Consider the following 17,934-nt stretch of genomic DNA (forward strand, 5'->3'; position numbering starts at 1 on the left):
CGCCATGGACAGGCTGGTCGAGAACCTCGTCCACTTCGGCCGCGTGCTGCGCACGGCCGGCCTGCCCATCGGCACGGACCGGCTGATGCTGGCCGCGCAGGCGCTGCAGGCCGGCGGCCTGGCCTCGCGCGCCGACTTCAAGGCCACGCTGGCCGCCTGCCTCGTCGACCGCCCCGAGCATCGGCCGCTGTTCGAGCAGGCCTTCCATGTGTTCTGGCGCGACCCCGACCTGCTCGGCCGCATCATGGCCCTGCTGCTGCCCCAGGCCCAGGGCCGCGCGGCCACGCCGCCGCCGCCCGAGAACCGCCGCCTGGCCGACGCGCTGTTCCCGGCGCCGGCGGCGCAGGCCGCGCCGCGCGAGCAGCAGGTCGACATCGAGGCCCGCCTCGACGCCGGCAACCGCGAGCTGCTGCAGCGCCGCGACTTCGACACGATGACCGCCGCCGAGTGGGCCGCCGCGCGCCAGGCCCTGGCGGCGCTGCAGCCCCGGCTCGCCCGGCGCCTGACGCGCCGCCACGATGCCGCGCCGCGCGGGCGCATCGCCTGGCGCGCGACGCTGCGCGCCGAAGGCCGCCGCGACGGCGCGCCACCGCAGCGCGAACGCGCCCGCCGCCGCCCGACGCCGCTGGTGCTGCTGGCCGACATCTCGGGCTCCATGGGCCGCTACTCGCGCGCGCTGCTGCACCTGGCCCAGGGCCTGCTGAACACGGCAGCCGGCAGCGGCGAGCGGCCCGTCGTCGAGGCCTTCGTGTTCGGCACGCGGCTGACCCGCATCACCCGCCAGCTGCAGCAGCGCGACCCCGACGCGGCGCTGGCCGCCGTGTCCGCCGCCGTGCCGGACTGGGCCGGCGGCACGCGCATCGCGGCCAATCTGCATGCCTTCAACCGCGACTGGGCGCGCCGCGTGCTCGGCGGCGGCGCGGCGACGGTGCTGCTCGTCACCGACGGGCTGGAGCGCTCGGACGACGACCCGGGCTGCGCCCACCTCGCCTTCGAGGCCGAGCGGCTGCGGCTGAGCTGCGGCGAGCTGATCTGGCTGAACCCGCTGCTGCGCTTCGCGGCCTTCGAGCCGCGCGCGGCCGGCGTGAGGGCCCTGCTGCCCAAGGTGAGCCGGCATCTGCCGGTGCACGACCTGGAGAGCGTGCAGCGGCTGGTGGCGGCGCTGGCGCAGCCGCCGCTGTTGTGATCCGCGCGGGATTCGGCAAGACTCCCGCGCACCACTCGGGCCCAGCCCAGCACCGCAGATGAACCTCGCCGGCGAACAGATCCTGCCCGTGACCCAGGCCCAGGCCTGGGCAGCGCTGAACGACATCGCGATGCTGCAGGCCGCCGTGCCCGGCTGCGAGTCCATCGCGCCGTCGGGCGAACAGGCCTTCGACTTGGCTGTGGCCGTGTCCATCGGCCCCGTGAAGGCCAGGTTCAAGGGCAGGCTCCAGCTGTCCGAGCTGAACCCGCCGCAGAGCTACCGCCTCGCCTTCGAGGGCTCGGGCGGCGCGGCCGGCCACGGCAAGGGCCAGGCGGCCGTCAGCCTCGCGGCGCTGGCGCCGAACGAGACGCGGCTGGCCTACGAGGTCACGGCCAGCGTCGGCGGCAAGCTGGCCCAGGTCGGCTCGCGCCTCGTCGACCTGGCCGCGCAGAAGCTGGCCGAGGACTTCTTTGCGCGCTTCCGGGCCGCGCTGCTCGAACGCCATCCGCCGCCGCCCGTGGCCGCTGCCCCGGCACCCGCGGCACCCGCCGGTTTCTGGCAGCGCCTGCGCCGCTGGCTGCGCCGACTGCACGGCTGAACCGGTACCGCTTCGTGACCGCAGGAAACCAACCCGGGTTTTCCCGGCCGCCACGCTAGAATCCGCGCAAAACCGTCACGGGCCTGCACTCAGCAGGCCCGTTGCTTTTTGCCCGCCATGTACAACCCCGCCCGCCGACTGCCGCATATCGACGCCCTGAAGGCGCTCGCCGCCCAGGTCATCGTGCTGCACCACCTGGTCAGCTACGGCCCCATCGCGCGCGCCGCGCATGCGGCCCTGCCGATGCTGGCCGACCTGATGCACCAGTACGGGCGCATGGCGGTGCAGGTCTTCCTCGTCGTCGGCGGCTACCTCAGCGCGCGCGGCCTGTCGCCGCGCGGCCAGGCCCTGCAGGCCGCCGTGCCCGAGCTGCTGTGGCGGCGCTATCTGCGCCTGGTGCTGCCCTTCCTGGCCGCGCTGGCGCTGACGCTGGGCGCCTGCGGCCTGATCGCCTCGTCCTGGCCCGAGCTCGTGCCCGCCGACATCACGCCGGGCCAGCTGTTCGCGCATGCGCTGCTGCTGCACGACGTGCTGGGCTACGAGGCGCTGACGGTGGGCGCCTGGTATGTGGCCATCGACCTGCAGCTGTTCGCGCTGCTCGTCGGCCTGCTGTGGCTGGCGCGGCACGGCTGGCGCCACCCGAGCCGCCTCGTCGTCGGCCCGCTGCTGGTGGCCGGCGCGGCGCTGGCCTCGGCCTTCGTCTTCAACCGCCAGCCGGGGCTGGACGCCTTCGCGCCGTATTTCTTCGTGTCCTACGGCCTGGGCGCGCTGGTGCACTGGCTGGGCCTGTGGCGCCACCGCCGCGCCGGCCTCGTGCTGCTGGCCGCGGCCATCGGCGCCGCGCTGTGGCTGGACTGGCGCGACCGCCTCGCGCTGGCCCTGGCCACCGCGCTGTGGCTGGCCTGGGCCGGCGCCCGCCACGCCGAGGCGCGCGCGCCGCTGCCCGCGGCCTGGGCGCCCGCGCTGGCGCGCTGGGCGACGCCGTCCTATTCCCTCTTCCTGCTGCACTTCCCGGTGCTGCTGCTGACCAATGCGCTGCTGGCCAGGCTGCCCGGCGCGACGCCGGCCACCGGCCTCGCGCTGCTGGCCGCGACCTGGCTGCTGGCCAACTGCCTGGCCCTGCCCTTCCACCGCTGGGTGGAATTGCCGGCCACGCGCTTCGATCCACTCACCTGGCTGCCGCGCCTGCGCCCTGCATGATCCGGGCAGCGCCGAGAGGCTGAGTGCGTGCTAATGTCACGCGCGTTCAGCTCCGAGGACGCGCCCGATGACCATCGACACCCAGGCCCCGAGCCGCGAACAGCTGCTGCACAGCCTCTACGAGGCCGCCGAGCTGGAGCACAACCTGATGTGCACCTACCTCTACGCGGCCTTCAGCCTGAAGCGCGGCGAGGCCGAGGGGTTCGGGCCGGCAGAGGCCGAGGCCGTCGAGCGCTGGCGGCGCGAGATCACCGCCGTCGCCATCGAGGAGATGGGCCACCTCGTCGCGGTCTGGAACATCACGGCGGCCCTGGGCGGCGCGCCGCGCCTGGGCCGCGGCAACTTCCCGCTCGACCCCGGCAACCTGCCGGCGCGCATCGTCGTCAAGCTCGCTCCCTTCAACGACGCGACGTTGCAGCACTTCATCTATCTGGAGCGCCCCGAGGGCAGCAACGAAGAGGACGGCGCGGGCTTCGCGGCCGAGCGGCTGTTCGTGCGCGGCTCCGCTGAGCGGCGCGTCACGCCGATGGCGCAGGACTACGACACCGTCGGCCATTTCTACGCGACGCTGGGCGCCAGCCTGCAGGCCTTCGTCGCCGCCCACGGCGAGGCCGAGGCCTTCTGCGGCGACCGCCGGCTGCAGCTCGGCCCCGAGGAACTCAACCTTTGCGGCGCCCGCCGCGTGCTGTGCTCGAAGACGGCGCTGGCCGCCTTCGACGCCATCGTGCGCCAGGGCGAGGGCGCGCCCAGCGACAGCGAAAGCTCCCACTACCAGCGCTTTGCCGCCATCCGCCGCGAGCTGGCCGCACTGCGCGCGGCCCATCCCGGTTTCGAGCCCGCCTGGCCGGCCGCGACCAACCCGGTGCTGCGCCGCCCGCCGCGGCCGGAGGGGCGGGTCTGGCTGGAGAACCCGGCCGCCGTGGCCACGGTGGACCTTGCCAATGCCAGCTACGGCCTGATGCTGCGCCTGCTGGCCCTGGCCTATCTGCAGCCCGGGCCGTCGGCCGAGAAGAGCCTGAGCGTGGACCTGGCCATCGGCCTGATGCGCGCCTTCACGCCGCTGGCCGAGCACGCCGCGCGGCTGCCGGCCGGCCCGAGCCACCCGGGCTGCCATGCCGGCGCCAGCTTCACCGCGCTGCGCGACGCGGCCGGCTTCCCGCCCGGCCCGGCCGCGCGCCGCTTTGTGCGCGAACGCCTGGCCCAGCTCGCCGAGGCCGGCGCGGCCCTGCATGCCGAGCTCGGCGCCGAGGCGACCGGCCGCGCGGCGCGCCAGCTGCAGTCGCTGCGCGAACGCGCCGAGCGCGGGCTGGACCTGGATGCAGAGCCTCCGACCTCGGCACCGGTCGCCGCCCCGGCGCCGCCGCCCACCGCGGTCGTCGACGGCATCGAGATCGTGCAGGGCGAGAAGCTGGAGCTGCGTTTCGAGGCCAGGCGCTGCATCCATGCGCGCTTCTGCGTGACGGGCGCGCCCAGGGTCTTCCTGGCCAATGTGCAGGGGCCGTGGCTGCACCCGGACGCGATGCCCGTCGAGCGCCTCGTCGACATCGCCCACGCCTGCCCCTCGGGCGCCATCCAGTACCGCAGGAAGGACGGTGAGGCCGACGAGGCGCCGCCGCCGGTCAACCTGCTGTCGGTGCGCGAGGCCGGCCCCTATGCGATCCGCGGCGCGCTGACGCTGCGCGGCCGGCCGCTGGGCACGCGCGCCACGCTGTGCCGCTGCGGCGCGAGCCGGAACAAGCCCTTCTGCGACGGCAGCCACCACGACATCCAGTTCGCGGCGACCGGCGAGCCCGCGACGGGCCTGCTGGGCCTGCCCACCGACATGCCCGCCACGCGCGACGGCCGCGTCGACATCGAGCCCGAGCCCAACGGCCCGCTGCAGCTGCGCGGCAGCGTCGAGGTGCTGAGCGGCACCGGCCGCATGGTCTGCCGCGTCAGCCAGGCGCGGCTGTGCCGCTGCGGCGGCAGCCAGACCAAGCCCTTCTGCGACGGCACGCACGCGCGCAATGGCTTCAGCGCCGACTAGCGGACCCACGCCCGCGCCCGCCCCCGCCGCGCGCCGGCGCGAGTCGCCGCACGAGCTCGCCGCCCGCGTGCTCGTCATCGTGCTGGCCAGCGTCGGCGGCGCGACGCTGGCACTGGCCGGCCTGGAGTTCGCGAGCGGCCACACCAATGCCATGTCCGGCCATCGCGTGCTGATCGGGCTGGGCCTGCTGGCCGCCGCGGCGACCGGCTGGGCGCTGCGCCGCGCGAGGCGGCCCGGCACGGCCAGCCTCGTTGCGCTGATCGTCGCGCTGCTGACGCTGGCCCTGTACGCGCTGCAGGCGGGCCTGGGCGTGCATGCGATGACGCTGCTGGCCGGCTGCCTCGGCATCATGCTCGGCGGTGCACTGGCCGGCAGCGGCGCGGCCTGGCTGCTGACGGCCCTCTACGTCTTCATCGTCGCCATGCTGGCCCTGCTGGAGCTGCATGGCGTCATCCCCGGCCAGGGCGCGGCGCAGCAGCCGGGCCTGGCGGACCACCTGATCACCCACGGGCTGACGGCCGCGACGGCCCTGCTGGCCGCGCTGCTCATCCAGCGCATCGTCGGCGCCGCGCTGCGCAAGGCCCACGTCGAGGAGGAGCGCCTGTCGCGCCTCGTGCAGGCCGCGCACAACTGGGCCTGGGAGGCCGACGCGAACTTCCGCGTCACCTGGCTGTCCGACGAGTTCGAGCCGCTGTCCGGCCACCGCCGCGAGGACTTCCTGCGCATGGGCGAACCCGGCGGCGCCATGCTGGTGCGCGACGCCGACTACCCGGCCCTGATCGAGGACATCCACGCCAGGCGCGCCTACCGCGACCGCGTCAACGGCTTTCGCGCGCCCGACGGCCGGCTGCTGTGGACGCTGACCTCGGGCGAGCCGGTCTTCGACGCCGACGGCCGCCACACCGGCTGGCGCGGCGTCAGCCACAACATCACCGGCGAGCGCCTGGCGCTGCAGCAGCACCAGCGCACCGCCGACATGCTGGACCGCGTGCTGCGCGCCAGCCCCGATGCGATCTGCGTCGCCCGCATCGCGGACGGCCACATCCGCTTCGCCAACACCGGCTTCTGCACGCTGGTCGGCCTCGGCCGCGACGAGCTGCTGGGCCACTCCGGCCACGAGCTCGGCCTGTGGCCGGACAGCCGCGAGCCGCGGCGCCTGGCCGCCGAACTGGCCGCGACCGGCCTGGTGCGGGACTTCCGCTCGGCCATCCTCGTGAACGGCGAGTGGCGCGACCTGCTCGTGTCCGCCGCCGCGCTGGAATGGGAGGGCGAGCCGGCGACGATGCTGATCGTGCGCGACATCACCGAGCGCGAGCGCGCCCGCATCGAGGCCGAGGCCATCCTCGACCACGCCAGCGTCGGCATCGCGCTGACGCGCGGCGAGCGCTTCGAGCGCGTGAACCGCCACTGGCGGGACATCTTCGGCGGCCCCGAGCCACGGCTGGCCGAGGGCAGCGCCGGCCTGCCCGCCGCCCACGAGATCGCCAGCGCGGCGCTGGCCTTCGAGCGCGACTTCGTCCGCCCCGACGGCCGCCACATCACCGTGCAGTTCAATGCCCGCGGCCTGCCGGCCACGCTGGCCGGCCGCAGTGCCGCCGAACGCGCGACGCTGTGGGTGGCCGAGGACGTCACCGAGCGCCGCCGCCAGGAGCGCGAGCTGCGCGCCGCCAAGCAGCAGGCCGAGACCGCCAGCCACGCCAAGAGCGCCTTCCTCGCGACGATGAGCCACGAGATTCGCACGCCGCTCAACGGCGTGCTGGGCCTGGCGCGGCTGCTGCAGCAGGCCGGCCCCGACGACGCGCGCCGGCCGCAATACCTGGCCCATCTCGTCGGCGCGGCCGAGTCGCTGAACGAGATCGTCTCCAACGTGCTCGACCTGTCCAAGATCGAGGCCGGCCACCTGGAGCTGGAGAAGACCGAGTTCGACCTGCACGCGCTGGCCCAGGCCAGCTTCGAAGGCTGCGCGGCGCTCGGCCGCGAGCGCGGGCTGGACATGCAGATCGAGCTCGCGCCCGGCCTGCCGCGCATGGTCGTCGGCGACCCGCTGCGGGTGCGCCAGATCATGGCCAACTTCCTCGTCAACGCGCTGAAGTTCACCGAGCGCGGCCACATCCGCCTGGCCCTGTCGCCCGCCGGCGCCGGGCGCGTGCGGCTGGCCGTGCAGGACAGCGGCATCGGCGTGCCGCCCGAGCTGCAGCAGCGCCTGTTCCGGCCCTTCGCGCAGGCCGACGACTCCACGACGCGGCGCTTCGGCGGCACCGGCCTGGGCCTGTCCATCTGCCGCGAGCTGGCCGCGCGCATGGACGGCCGCGTCGGCCTGGACAGCGACGGCGTCCACGGCTCCAGCTTCTGGGCCGAGCTGGCCCTGCCCGCCGCGCAGGCGCCCGCCGAGCAGCCCGCCCGCGCGCCCGGCCCGGCCGTGCGCTACCCGCTGGCCGGCCAGCGCCTGCTGATCGCCGAGGACAACCCGGTCAACCGCCTCATCATCACGGCGCTGCTGCAGCGCCTGGGCGCCGAGGTCGTCGAGGCCGAGGACGGCGAGCAGGCCGTCGCCATCGCGCGCGCCCAGGCCCAGCGCCTGGACGGCGTGCTGATGGACCTGCACATGCCCCGCATCGACGGCCTGCAGGCCACGGCCCTGCTGCGCGCCGATGCCGCGACCGCCGCCCTGCCCATCCACGCCTTCACGGCCGCCGTGCTCGACCAGGAACGCCAGGCCGCGCTCGCCGCCGGCATGAACGGCTTCATCACCAAGCCCATCGCCGAGGCCGAAGTGATCCGCGTCCTCGGCAGAACATGAGGCCCCTCGTCCAAGGAGTACCTTGGCCGGTCCCCGCGGGGACGGCGATGCATGCCGGCTCGACCGGCATGCACATCGCCAGAGCGGGCCGGCTTGGGAGCGGCCCGGCGCTCGGCCCGCAGGACATCACTGAGGAGAACTTATGCCCATCCGCATCGTCCAACTCGGCAGCCCGCGCGCGCCGGACGAAGGCAGCCGCATCGGCACGGTGCGCCGCCCGCCGCGCGGCGTGCCCAGGGCCGAGTTCGCGTCGCGCGACTTCTACGACGTCTGGTTCCCGGTGCTGGCGCCCAGCCTGGAGACGATGAAGCTGGGCCAGGCCGCCGGGACGCCGGCCGACTGGACCGCGTTCACGAAGAAATACCGCAGCGAGATGGCCGAGCCCCAGGCCCGGCACGCGCTGGCGCTGCTGGCCACGCTGTCGGCGCAGACGAATTTCTCGGTCGGCTGCTACTGCGAGCATGAGGCGCATTGCCACCGGTCGGTGCTGCGCGAGCTGCTGCAGGCGGCCGGCGCGCGGCTGGCGCCGTGACGGGACGGCGCCGCCTCAGCCCGGCTCCTGCTGCGTCGTGCAATGGATGCCGCCGCCGCCCGCGGCGATGCCGTCGATGTTGAGTGCACCACCTCGCGCCGGGGGAACTGCTCGCGCAGCATGGCGCGGGTTTTCCAGCGCCGGGCGCACCCGGCCGGGGCCGCGCATGACGACCACCTGGAGCCGACGCCCGCGCGCGTCGCGGGCCTGCCGCAGCAGTTCCAGGTGGCGACGCGTCACCGCATGGTCGTAGGAGGCCGGGTCTTCATCCAGGCCGGCCACCACCACGCCGGACTGGGTGAAGCGGGCGTAGAAGTCGGTGTGGCCGTCGGTGATGTCCCTGCCGGCGATGCCCGGCAGCCTGATGTTTTTGGCTCCAATTCATCGACCGGATTCATGAAACCGTCCGGCGCCAGCTCGGCTGGGCGTGGCGCAGCAGGCTGTCGAAGACGTCCTTGACCAGCGGCTGGCGGGGCTCACCCTCGATGCGCGACATCCACACGCTGCCCATGGGCAGGCCGGAAAGCCCGCGGGGCGCATGAGCTGGCCTGCGCGCAGGCAGGCATCCAGCAGCAGCCGCGGGTCGTCGTAGATGGCGGCCTTGCGCAGGCCCGCGAAGTGTTCGCGAATGAAGGGGCCGATGCGCTCGCTGGTGAGGTCGCCCGCTCGACCACCGACTCGTCGCTCTCGTTTCGATTCCGGGAGTTCCGACCATCGGCATTCACCCCGCACCACCAGTGTTCATGCGGGTTCCAGGGGTTTTGCAGGGCCGACCATTTCGCGCAAGACGCGACCATGACGACAATGTTTTCGAACTCTATTTTCGACTTGTGAACTCTATTAATCCGCGCCATCACCGTCCCCTGGCCTGCATCCTCGACCTCGACGGCACGCTGGTCGACACACTGGGGGACTTCGTCGCCGTGCTCGGCCGCATGCTGGCCGACCTCGGCCTGAAGACCGTCACGCGCGACTTCGTCGAGCACACCATCGGCCGCGGCAGCGAGCATCTGGTGCGCACGACGCTGGCCGAAGTGGGCGCCGCGCCCGGGCTGTACGAGCGTGCCTGGGCGCTCTACCAGCAGCACTACGCCGCCGTGAACGGCGAGCACGCGGCCGTCTACCCGGGCGTCTTCGAAGGGCTGGACGCGCTGCGGGCGCTGGGCCTGCCGCTGGCCGTGCTGACCAACAAGCCCGGCGAGCCGGCACGCGAGCTGCTCAGGCGCAAGGGGCTGGACGGCTATTTCGCCCGGGTCTTCGGCGGCGACGAGTTCGCGCGCAGGAAGCCCGACCCGCTGCCCCTGCTCAAGACCTGCGAGGCGCTGGGCACGCCGCCGTCGGCGACGTGGATGGTGGGCGACTCGCGCAACGACGCCGAGGCCGCGCGCGCGGCCGGCTGCCCGCTGATTCTCGTGACCTATGGCTACAACCACGGCGAGGACATCCGCGCCGTGCCGGCGCTGCAGCATCTCGACCGACTGGACCGGATCAGCGCCGGCCGTCGCGCTTGAGGCCGAGCAGGGCTTCCTTCAGGCTGCCGTCGGCGGGCTTGTCGCCCAGCCAGATGCGCAGCAGGGCCGAGAAGAACTCGGGCTCCTTGATGGGCTCGCCGATGGGCTTGCCGTTCAGCAACACCATGGAGCCCACGCTCGGCACGTAGTCGACGGAGAAGCTGTCGCCGCTGTTGAGCTGCTTGCGGCTGGCGAAGATCTCGCTGAGCTTGAGCACGCCGTTGATGGACTTGGCGAACTCCTCGCGCGACACATTGGCCTCAATGCCCTTGGTGAAGAGCTTGCCCAGCTCGTTGCCGTCGATGTCGCGCAGCATGCTGATGTGGATGCGCTTGGGGCCGGGCAGGGCCAGCACCTCGGCCGTCGTGCCGGCCTTGTGCGTCAGGTACAGGCCCGCCGTGTAGACCTTGACGACGAACTTGTAGCGCACGCCGGCACCGTTGAGCACCAGCTTCTGGCCGGCCAGGTCCAGCGCCGTCTCGTATTTCACATTGGCCACGTCGACCGTGTCCGCCCAGGCAGCGCCGCCTCCCAGGCTGCCGGCGGCCAGCAGGGCCGCGACGATGAATGCGCGCATGTCTCGCTCCGTTGTCGTGCCGCGATGGCGGCATCTTCGTGAGCCGAAGTATGGCCCGACATCGCGAAAACCCCGCTGATACACTGGGCCGATCATGTTCATCACGCGCAAGCACATCATGGGGTCGAGCGACCGGGGAGCCTGGCCCTGGCGTCGCTGCTTCACTGCCGCCTGATGCCGCTTGGCGCGCCCTGACGCGCTCACTCCCGCGTTGCCCGTTCCTCACCGGGCTGCACGCCAAGCCCTGAAGACCCGTCTCTTTCAAGGTTTGACGTGATCACCGAACTCGAATTCCAGAGCCTCGCCACCGAGGGCTACAACCGCATCCCGCTCATCAGCGAGGCCTTCGCGGACCTCGAAACCCCGCTGTCCCTCTACCTCAAGCTCTGCGCCGGCGCCGGCCAGGGCCGCAACAGCTTCCTGCTGGAGTCCGTCGTCGGCGGCGAGCGCTTCGGGCGCTACTCCTTCATCGGCCTGCCGGCGCGCACGCTGGTCCGCGCGACCGGCTCGCTCTGCGAGGTCGTCACCGACGGCCAGATCGTCGAGACGCACGAGGGCAATCCGCTGGACTTCATCGCCGCCTACCAGGAGCGCTTCAAGCCCAGGATCCCTGCCGGCCTGCCGCGCTTCTGCGGCGGCCTGGCCGGCTACTTCGGCTACGAGGCGGTGCGCGCCATCGAGAAGAAGCTGGCCCACCAGCATCCGGGCGAGAGCCTGGGCACGCCCGACATCGTGCTGCTGCTGTCCGAGGAGGTCGCCGTCATCGACAACCTCTCGGGCCGCCTCTACCTGATCGTCTGGGCCGACCCGCGCCAGCCCGAGGCCTATTTCCGCGCCAGGCAGCGCCTGACCGCGCTGCGCGACAAGCTGAGTTATTCGGTCAGCGTGCCGCGCGTGCCGCGCAGCGAGTCGCACCCGGTCACGCGCGGCTTCGCCAAGGCCGACTACCTGACCGCGGTGGCCAGGGCCAAGGACTACATCGCCGCCGGCGACCTGATGCAGGTGCAGGTCGGCCAGCGCATCTCCAAGCCCTACAAGGCCGAACCCATCGCGCTCTACCGTGCGCTGCGGGCGCTGAACCCCAGCCCCTATATGTACTTCTACGACCTGGGCGATTTCCAGATCGTCGGCGCCAGCCCCGAGATCCTCGTGCGCGAGGAACATGCGGGCGACGGCAGCCGCAAGGTCACGATCCGCCCTCTCGCCGGCACCCGCCCGCGCGGCGCGACGCCCGAGCGCGACCTGGAACTGGAAGCCGAACTGCAGGCCGACCCCAAGGAGCGCGCCGAGCACCTGATGCTGATCGACCTGGCGCGCAACGACATCGGCCGCATCGCCCGCGTCGGCAGCGTCAAGGTCACGCAGAGCTTCGTCGTCGAGCGCTACTCGCACGTGATGCACATCGTCAGCAACGTCGAGGGAACGTTGCGAGCCGATGTGGGTCAGCTCGACGTGCTGAAGGCCACCTTCCCCGCCGGCACGCTGACCGGCGCGCCCAAGGTGCGCGCGATGGAACTGATCGACGAGCTGGAGCCCGTGCAGCGCGGCATCTACGGCGGCGCCTGCGGCTACCTCAGCTTTGCCGGCGACATGGACCTGGCGATCGCGATCCGCACCGGCATTGTCAAGAACGGCATGCTCTACGTGCAGGCGGCGGCGGGCATCGTCGCTGACTCGGTGCCGGAGCTCGAATGGCAGGAAACGGAAGCCAAAGCCAGGGCGCTGCTGCGCGCCGCCGAACTCGTCGAGGAGGGCTTCTAAATGCTGCTGATGATCGACAACTACGACAGCTTCACGTTCAACATCGTCCAGTACCTCGGTGAGCTGGGCGCCGACGTGAAGGTGGCGCGCAACGACGAGATCAGCGTCGCCGAGATGGCGGCGCTGAACCCCGACCACATCGTCTTCTCGCCCGGCCCCTGCACGCCGACCGAGGCCGGCGTCTGCGTGGAGGCCGTCCGGCACTTCCTCGGCAAAAAGCCGCTGCTGGGCGTCTGCCTGGGCCACCAGTCGATGGGCCAGGCCCTGGGCGGCAGGATCGTGCGCGCCAAGCGCCAGATGCATGGCAAGGCCAGCACGATCACGACCGACCAGCGCGGCGTCTACACCGGCCTGCCGCGCGACTTCTCCGTCATCCGCTACCACTCCCTCGTCATCGAGGAGGCGAGCTGCCCGGCCGTGCTGGAGATCACCTCGCGCAGCGACGACGGCGAGATCATGGGCGTGCGCCACCGCGAGCTGGCCGGCACGGCCACGCCGCTGGAGGGCCTGCAGTTCCATCCCGAGTCCATCCTCAGCGAGCATGGGCACGCGATGCTGCGCAACTTCCTGGAGCTGAAATGACTGACTACGCACCGTCTTCAGGCGTGGCATCTCCAGCCGTCGTCGACCTGCGCAGCGACACCGTCACCAAGCCGACGCCGGCCATGCGCGAGGCCATCGCGCGTGCGGTGGTGGGCGACGACGTCTTCGGCGACGACCCCACCGTCAACGCGCTGCAGGAGCGCGTCGCGGCCCTGCTCGGCAAGGAAGCCGCCCTGTTCATGAGCAGCGGCACGCAGAGCAATCTCTGCGGCCTGCTGGCCCATTGCGGCCGCGGCGACGAATACATCGTCGGCCAGCTCGCCCACACCTACCGCTACGAAGGCGGCGGCGCGGCGGTGCTGGGCAGCATCCAGCCCCAGCCCATCCCCAACCAGGCCGACGGCTCGCTGAAGCTGGACGACATCGCCGCCGCCATCAAGCCCGACGACCCGCACTTCGCGCGCACGCGGCTGCTGGCGCTGGAGAACACCTGGAGCGGCCATGTGCTGCCGGCCGCCTACACGACCGAGGCCTGCGAGCTGGCCCATTCGCGCGGCCTGGCCACCCATCTGGACGGCGCGCGCCTGTTCAACGCCGCCGTCGCGTCCGGGCGCCCGGTGGCCGAGCTGGCGCGGCATTTCGACTCCGTGTCCATCTGCTTCAGCAAGGGCCTGGGCGCGCCCATCGGCTCCATGCTGGTCGGCTCGCGGCCGCTGATCCAGCGCGCCCACCGCGTGCGCAAGATGGTGGGCGGCGGCCTGCGCCAGGTCGGCCTGCTGGCCGCCGCGGCCGACCATGCGCTGAGCCACCACGTCGAGCGCCTGGCCGACGACCACGCGCTGGCCCGGCGCCTGGCCGAGGGCCTCGCCGCCCTGCCCGGTGTCACGGTCACGCCACCGCAGACGAATATCGTGTTCGTGCAGGTCAGCGACGGCCGCGGCCCGGCATTGCTGGAGCACCTGAAGCAGCGCGGCGTGCTCGCCACCGGCCTGATCGGCCTGCGCTTCGTGACCCATCTGGACGTCGATGCGGCCGGCATCGAACGCGCCATCGCCTCTGCCGCCGACTTCTTCAAGAGCTGAGCCATGCCGATCACCGACACCGAAGCCCTGACCCGCGTCATCGAGCACCGCGAGATCTTCCACGACGAGATGCTGACGCTGATGCGCCGCATCATGGCCGGCGAGATGTCGCCCGTCATCGCGGCGGCGCTGATCACCGGCCTGCGCGTGAAGAAGGAGACCATCGGCGAGATCACCGCCGCGGCCCAGGTCATGCGCGAGCTGAGCAACAAGGTGCCGCTCGGGCCCCTGCCCCACCTCGTCGACGTCGTCGGCACCGGCGGCGACGGCGCGCACAGCTTCAACATCTCGACCTGCTCGATGTTCGTCGCCGCCGCGGCCGGCGCCCAGGTGGCCAAGCACGGCAACCGCAGCGTCAGCAGCAAGACCGGCAGCGCCGACGTGCTGGAGGCGCTGGGCGCCAACATCCAGCTGACGCCGCGCCAGGTGGCCGCCTCGGTCGCCGAATGCGGCATCGGCTTCATGTTCGCGCCCAACCACCACCCGGCGATGAAGAACATCGCGCCGGTGCGCCGCGAGCTGGGCGTGCGCACCCTCTTCAACATCCTCGGTCCGCTGACCAACCCGGCCGGCGCGCCCAACATCCTGATGGGCGTCTTCCACCCCGACCTCGTCGGCATCCAGGTGCGCGTGCTGCAGCGCCTGGGCGCCGAGCATGCGCTGGTGGTCTACGGCAAGGACGGCATGGACGAGATCTCGCTCGGCGCGACGACGCTGGTCGGCGAACTGAAGGACGGCGCCGTGCGCGAGTACGAGGTCCACCCCGAGGACTTCGGCTTCGCGATGGCCAGCAACCGCAGCCTCAAGGTGGAAGGCCCGGAGCAGTCGCGCCAGATGCTGGTCGGCGTGCTCGACGGCCAGCCCGGCCCGGCGCGCGACATCGTGCTGCTGAACGCCGGCGCGACGCTGTACGCGGCCAATGTGGCCGCCACGCTGCCCGACGGCATCGCCCGCGCCCGCCAGGCGCTGGACAGCGGCGCGGCGCGCGCCAAGCTGGACGCCTTCGTCAAGCAGACCCAAGAGCTGGGGAAGAGCTGATGGCCGATATCCTGAAGCGCATCGTCGAGGTCAAGTGGGAAGAGGTCGCCGCGGCGAAGCTCAAGCGCTCGCTGGCCTCGCAACGTGAGGAAGCCGAGGCCCGCCGCGGCGAGCAGCTCGGCTTCGAGCGCTCGCTGCGCGCCACCATCGCGGCCGGCCATGCCGGCGTCATTGCCGAGATCAAGAAGGCCAGCCCCAGCAAGGGCGTGATCCGCGAGGACTTCAACCCCGCGCAGATCGCCGAGAGCTATGCCCGCAACGGCGCGGCCTGCCTGAGCGTGCTGACCGACGAGCGCTTCTTCCAGGGCTCCATCGCCTATCTGCGCCAGGCCCGCGCCGCCTGCGAGCTGCCGGTGCTGCGCAAGGACTTCATGGTCGACGAGTACCAGGTCATGGAAGCCGGCGCGATGGGCGCCGACTGCATCCTGCTGATCGCCGCCTGCCTGGCCGACGCGCAGATGGCCGACCTCGAAGCCGCCGCCCACGCCATCGGCCTGGACGTGCTGGTGGAGGTGCACGACGGCGACGAGCTGGACCGCGCGCTGAAGCTGAAGACGCCGCTGGTCGGCATCAACAACCGCAACCTGCGCACTTTCGACGTGACGCTGGACACGACCCTCGGCCTGCTGCCGCGCGTGCCGGCCGACCGGCTGCTGGTGACCGAGAGCGGCATCCTCGGCGCCGCCGACGTGAAGCGCATGCGCGACGCCAATGTGCACGCCTTCCTCGTCGGCGAGGCCTTCATGCGCGCGCCGGACCCGGGCGCAGCGCTGGCAAACTTGTTCGAGTGAGAACGCCCCTCGCCCAACCTCGCATCGCTGAACGCGAGCGAGTCTGGTCGGTCCCCCGTGGGGACGGCGATGCTCGCGGCATCGAGCCGCGAGCACATCGCCGGCGCGGGCCGGCTTGGGAGCGGCCCGGCGCTCGGCCCGCAGGTTTCATAGGCTGCGCACACATGGACAACTGAGATGAAGTTGCCTCTCGAAATCCCCGACACCGACTGGCTCCCCGTCGTCGAAGCCTGGGCCGCGTCGCCGGCCGGCCAGAAGCTGGAAGCATTCCTGGAAGAACGAGCCGCTGCCGGCGCCACCATCTACCCGCCCGAGCCGCTGCGCGCGCTTCACATCACGCCGCTGGCCAGCACCCGCGTCGTCATCCTGGGCCAGGACCCCTACCACGGCCCCGGCCAGGCCGAGGGCCTGAGCTTCAGCGTGCCCGAAGGCGTACCGCTGCCGCCCAGCCTGCGCAACATCTTCAAGGAGATCCAGCGCGACCTCGGCAAACCCTTCCCGCAGAGTGGCAGCCTGGTGCGCTGGGCCGAGGGCGGCACGCTGCTGCTGAACGCCGTGCTGACCGTCGAAGACGGCCAGCCCGCCAGCCACGCCAACCGCGGCTGGGAGCCGCTGACCGACGCCCTCATCCAGGCCGCCGCCGAGAACCCGGCGCCCAAGGTCTTCATGCTGTGGGGCAGCTATGCCCAGGCCAAGGCGCCGCTGATCGAGGCGGCAGGCCAGGGCCATCTCGTGCTGAAGGCCAACCACCCGTCGCCGCTGTCGGCGCTGAAGCCGCCGCGGCCCTTCATCGGCTGCGGGCATTTCTCGACGGCCAAGGCGTGGCTGGAGGAGCGTGGCCGAGGCGCGCCGCGCAAGGGCTGAGCGACCTGCCAGGCCCTGCAGCAGGCGATTGTTCCGTTGGCTGCAACTCGCCGTTCTGCCGCGGCGGCTTTTTCCAAAGAGGCCGGCTGCCTACAGTGACGACCCATCGGCACAGCCCCGTTCCAAGAGGGCGCCGGACAGGAGAGTCATATGAACACCCGATCCCTTTTCACGCTGGTCACCGCCGCGACGGCCGTCACGGCGCTGGCGGCGGGCATGTTGCTGGCGATCAGCGCGCCGGCGCCCGTGGCCGACGATTTCGGCCAGGCCCTGCTCGCCAGCAGCGGCGGCGAAAAGGGCTGATTCCTCAGCTCGTGCTGCGCAGCTTCACGTCGCCCATCGCCTCGCGGCCGATCAGCTCGACGACCCAGTCGACGAACACCCTCAGCCTGCTGCTGAGGTGGCGGTTGGGCGGGTAGACGACATAGACCGGCAGCGGCTCGGCATCCCAGTCCTCCAGCACGCGCACCAGCTCGCCGCTCTTGAGCAGCGGCCCGGCCATGAAGCAGGTCAGCTGCACGACGCCGAGGTGGGCCAGGCCGGCATTCAGATAGGCGCTCGCATCGTTGACGGCGACGATATGGTTGCCCACGATCTCCACCGTCTCGTCGCCGCGGCGGAAGATGTCCGGCACGACCTTGCCGCTGCGCGCCGAGAAATAGCCCACCATGCGATGCGGCGCCTCGCCGAGCTCGCGCGGATGGGCCGGCATGCCGTGGCGACGCAGGTATTCGGGCGTCGCGCAGCTGATGAAGCGGAACTCGGCGATGCGCCGCGCCACCAGGCTCTGGTCGGTCAGCTCGCCGCCGCGGATCACGCAGTCGATGTTGTCGCCGATAAGGTCCGCCGTACGGTCGCTGACGCCGAGCTCGATCTGGATGTCGGGGTATTTGGCGTAGAACTCCGGCAGGTGGGGAATGATCATCTCGCGGCCGACGACGCCGGGCACGTCGATGCGGATGCGCCCGCGCGGCGTCACGCGCGCCTGGTTCATGCTGCCTTCCAGTTCCTCCAGATCGGACAGCAGGCGCGTGGCGCGCTCGTAGTAGGCGGCGCCGTCGGGCGTGACCGTGACGCGGCGCGTCGTGCGGTTCAGCAGCTTGGTGCGCAGATGGGTTTCCAGCGTCTGGATCAGCCGCGTGACGGTGGCCTTGGGCAGGTCCAGGGAGTCGGCGGCCTTGGTGAAGGTACCCGCCTCGACGACCCGGACATAGGCTTGCATCGCGGTGAGGCGGTCCATGGATTCAACCTAGAAACGGCAGTTGGGCGCGCCCGAGGGACCGCCGAGGCGGGCTGCCGGCAAGGCGCGACGGCGAAGTGGGCTGATGCCCACGAGGAGGAGCAACGCCGCCAGCGGCCCGAAGCGGCGGTCCCTCGGGCGTGCAGCGCTGCTCATCGGAGTGGTGAACGTCGAGATGGGCACAG

The 17,934-nt window shown here is 72.0% G+C and carries 17 protein-coding genes; 14 read left to right on the forward strand and 3 right to left on the reverse strand.

All coding sequences use genetic code 11. The annotated features are described in order from the left end of the window. Positions 1 to 4 precede the first annotated feature (4 nt). The 6 genes from NYP07_RS00625 (at position 5) to NYP07_RS00650 (ending at position 8,342) form a co-directional block, all read left to right on the forward strand. Positions 5 to 1,186, forward strand: coding sequence for a vWA domain-containing protein (locus NYP07_RS00625; protein ID WP_268146278.1), 1,182 nt, complete (start codon positions 5 to 7; stop codon positions 1,184 to 1,186). A gap of 58 nt (positions 1,187 to 1,244) precedes the next feature. Further along, positions 1,245 to 1,784, forward strand: a complete 540-nt coding sequence (locus NYP07_RS00630) for an SRPBCC family protein (protein WP_268146280.1) — start codon at positions 1,245 to 1,247, stop codon at positions 1,782 to 1,784. A 117-nt stretch (positions 1,785 to 1,901) separates the two neighbouring features. Next, entirely contained in the window at positions 1,902 to 2,984 is a 1,083-nt protein-coding gene (locus NYP07_RS00635) for an acyltransferase family protein (protein WP_268146282.1), read from the forward strand. A gap of 67 nt (positions 2,985 to 3,051) precedes the next feature. Next, positions 3,052 to 5,010, forward strand: coding sequence for a ferritin-like domain-containing protein (locus NYP07_RS00640; RefSeq protein WP_268146285.1), 1,959 nt, complete (start codon positions 3,052 to 3,054; stop codon positions 5,008 to 5,010). After that, a complete protein-coding gene (locus tag NYP07_RS00645) occupies positions 4,991 to 7,810 on the forward strand; it encodes an ATP-binding protein (protein WP_268146287.1) in 2,820 nt (939 codons plus the stop codon). The genes NYP07_RS00640 and NYP07_RS00645 overlap by 20 nt, the downstream gene beginning before the upstream one ends. 142 nt (positions 7,811 to 7,952) lie before the next feature. Then, positions 7,953 to 8,342: a DUF488 domain-containing protein gene (locus tag NYP07_RS00650; protein ID WP_268146289.1), complete on the forward strand. Its 390-nt coding sequence runs from the start codon at positions 7,953 to 7,955 to the stop codon at positions 8,340 to 8,342. A 15-nt stretch (positions 8,343 to 8,357) separates the two neighbouring features. On the opposite strand, the gene NYP07_RS00655 is transcribed toward NYP07_RS00650, so the two are convergent. Beyond that, the gene (locus NYP07_RS00655) at positions 8,358 to 8,723 is read right to left on the reverse strand and encodes an agmatine deiminase family protein (RefSeq protein WP_338091287.1); all 366 of its coding nucleotides are present in this window, start codon (positions 8,721 to 8,723) and stop codon (positions 8,358 to 8,360) included. A 449-nt stretch (positions 8,724 to 9,172) separates the two neighbouring features. Here NYP07_RS00655 and gph point away from each other — a divergent pair, with 449 nt between their 5' ends. Next, positions 9,173 to 9,853 carry a phosphoglycolate phosphatase gene (gph, locus tag NYP07_RS00660; RefSeq protein ID WP_268146291.1) on the forward strand — a complete coding sequence of 227 codons (681 nt, stop codon included), beginning with the start codon at positions 9,173 to 9,175 and terminating at the stop codon, positions 9,851 to 9,853. Here the strand turns inward: gph and NYP07_RS00665 are convergent. Beyond that, complete coding sequence (locus NYP07_RS00665) at positions 9,831 to 10,430, reverse strand: chalcone isomerase family protein (RefSeq protein ID WP_268146293.1); 600 nt, start codon at positions 10,428 to 10,430, stop codon at positions 9,831 to 9,833. The two genes, gph and NYP07_RS00665, sit on opposite strands and share 23 nt — an antisense overlap. A gap of 273 nt (positions 10,431 to 10,703) precedes the next feature. Here NYP07_RS00665 and trpE point away from each other — a divergent pair, with 273 nt between their 5' ends. The 7 genes from trpE (at position 10,704) to NYP07_RS00700 (ending at position 16,812) form a co-directional block, all read left to right on the forward strand. Further along, a complete protein-coding gene (gene trpE, locus NYP07_RS00670; protein WP_268146295.1) occupies positions 10,704 to 12,191 on the forward strand; it encodes an anthranilate synthase component I in 1,488 nt (495 codons plus the stop codon). Continuing rightward, the gene (locus NYP07_RS00675; protein ID WP_268146297.1) at positions 12,192 to 12,773 is read left to right on the forward strand and encodes an anthranilate synthase component II; all 582 of its coding nucleotides are present in this window, start codon (positions 12,192 to 12,194) and stop codon (positions 12,771 to 12,773) included. Then, positions 12,770 to 13,816 (forward strand): low-specificity L-threonine aldolase, encoded by a 1,047-nt coding sequence (ltaE, locus tag NYP07_RS00680; protein ID WP_268146299.1) that lies wholly within the window; start codon positions 12,770 to 12,772, stop codon positions 13,814 to 13,816. Before NYP07_RS00675 ends, ltaE begins: the two co-directional genes overlap by 4 nt. 3 nt (positions 13,817 to 13,819) lie before the next feature. Then, positions 13,820 to 14,854, forward strand: a complete 1,035-nt coding sequence (gene trpD / locus NYP07_RS00685) for an anthranilate phosphoribosyltransferase (protein WP_268146302.1) — start codon at positions 13,820 to 13,822, stop codon at positions 14,852 to 14,854. Beyond that, complete coding sequence (trpC, locus tag NYP07_RS00690; RefSeq protein ID WP_268146304.1) at positions 14,854 to 15,645, forward strand: indole-3-glycerol phosphate synthase TrpC; 792 nt, start codon at positions 14,854 to 14,856, stop codon at positions 15,643 to 15,645. Before trpD ends, trpC begins: the two co-directional genes overlap by 1 nt. 177 nt (positions 15,646 to 15,822) lie before the next feature. Continuing rightward, a complete protein-coding gene (locus NYP07_RS00695) occupies positions 15,823 to 16,509 on the forward strand; it encodes a uracil-DNA glycosylase (protein WP_268146306.1) in 687 nt (228 codons plus the stop codon). Between the two features lie 150 nt (positions 16,510 to 16,659). Next, positions 16,660 to 16,812, forward strand: a complete 153-nt coding sequence (locus tag NYP07_RS00700; RefSeq protein ID WP_268146308.1) for a hypothetical protein — start codon at positions 16,660 to 16,662, stop codon at positions 16,810 to 16,812. Positions 16,813 to 16,816: 4 nt separating this feature from the next. Here NYP07_RS00700 and NYP07_RS00705 read toward each other — a convergent pair whose 3' ends face one another. Then, a complete protein-coding gene (locus NYP07_RS00705; RefSeq protein WP_268146311.1) occupies positions 16,817 to 17,749 on the reverse strand; it encodes a LysR family transcriptional regulator in 933 nt (310 codons plus the stop codon). Positions 17,750 to 17,934: the final 185 nt, after the last annotated feature.

This window comes from Pelomonas aquatica (assembly GCF_026712205.1).
Taxonomy (GTDB): domain Bacteria; phylum Pseudomonadota; class Gammaproteobacteria; order Burkholderiales; family Burkholderiaceae_C; genus Pelomonas; species Pelomonas aquatica.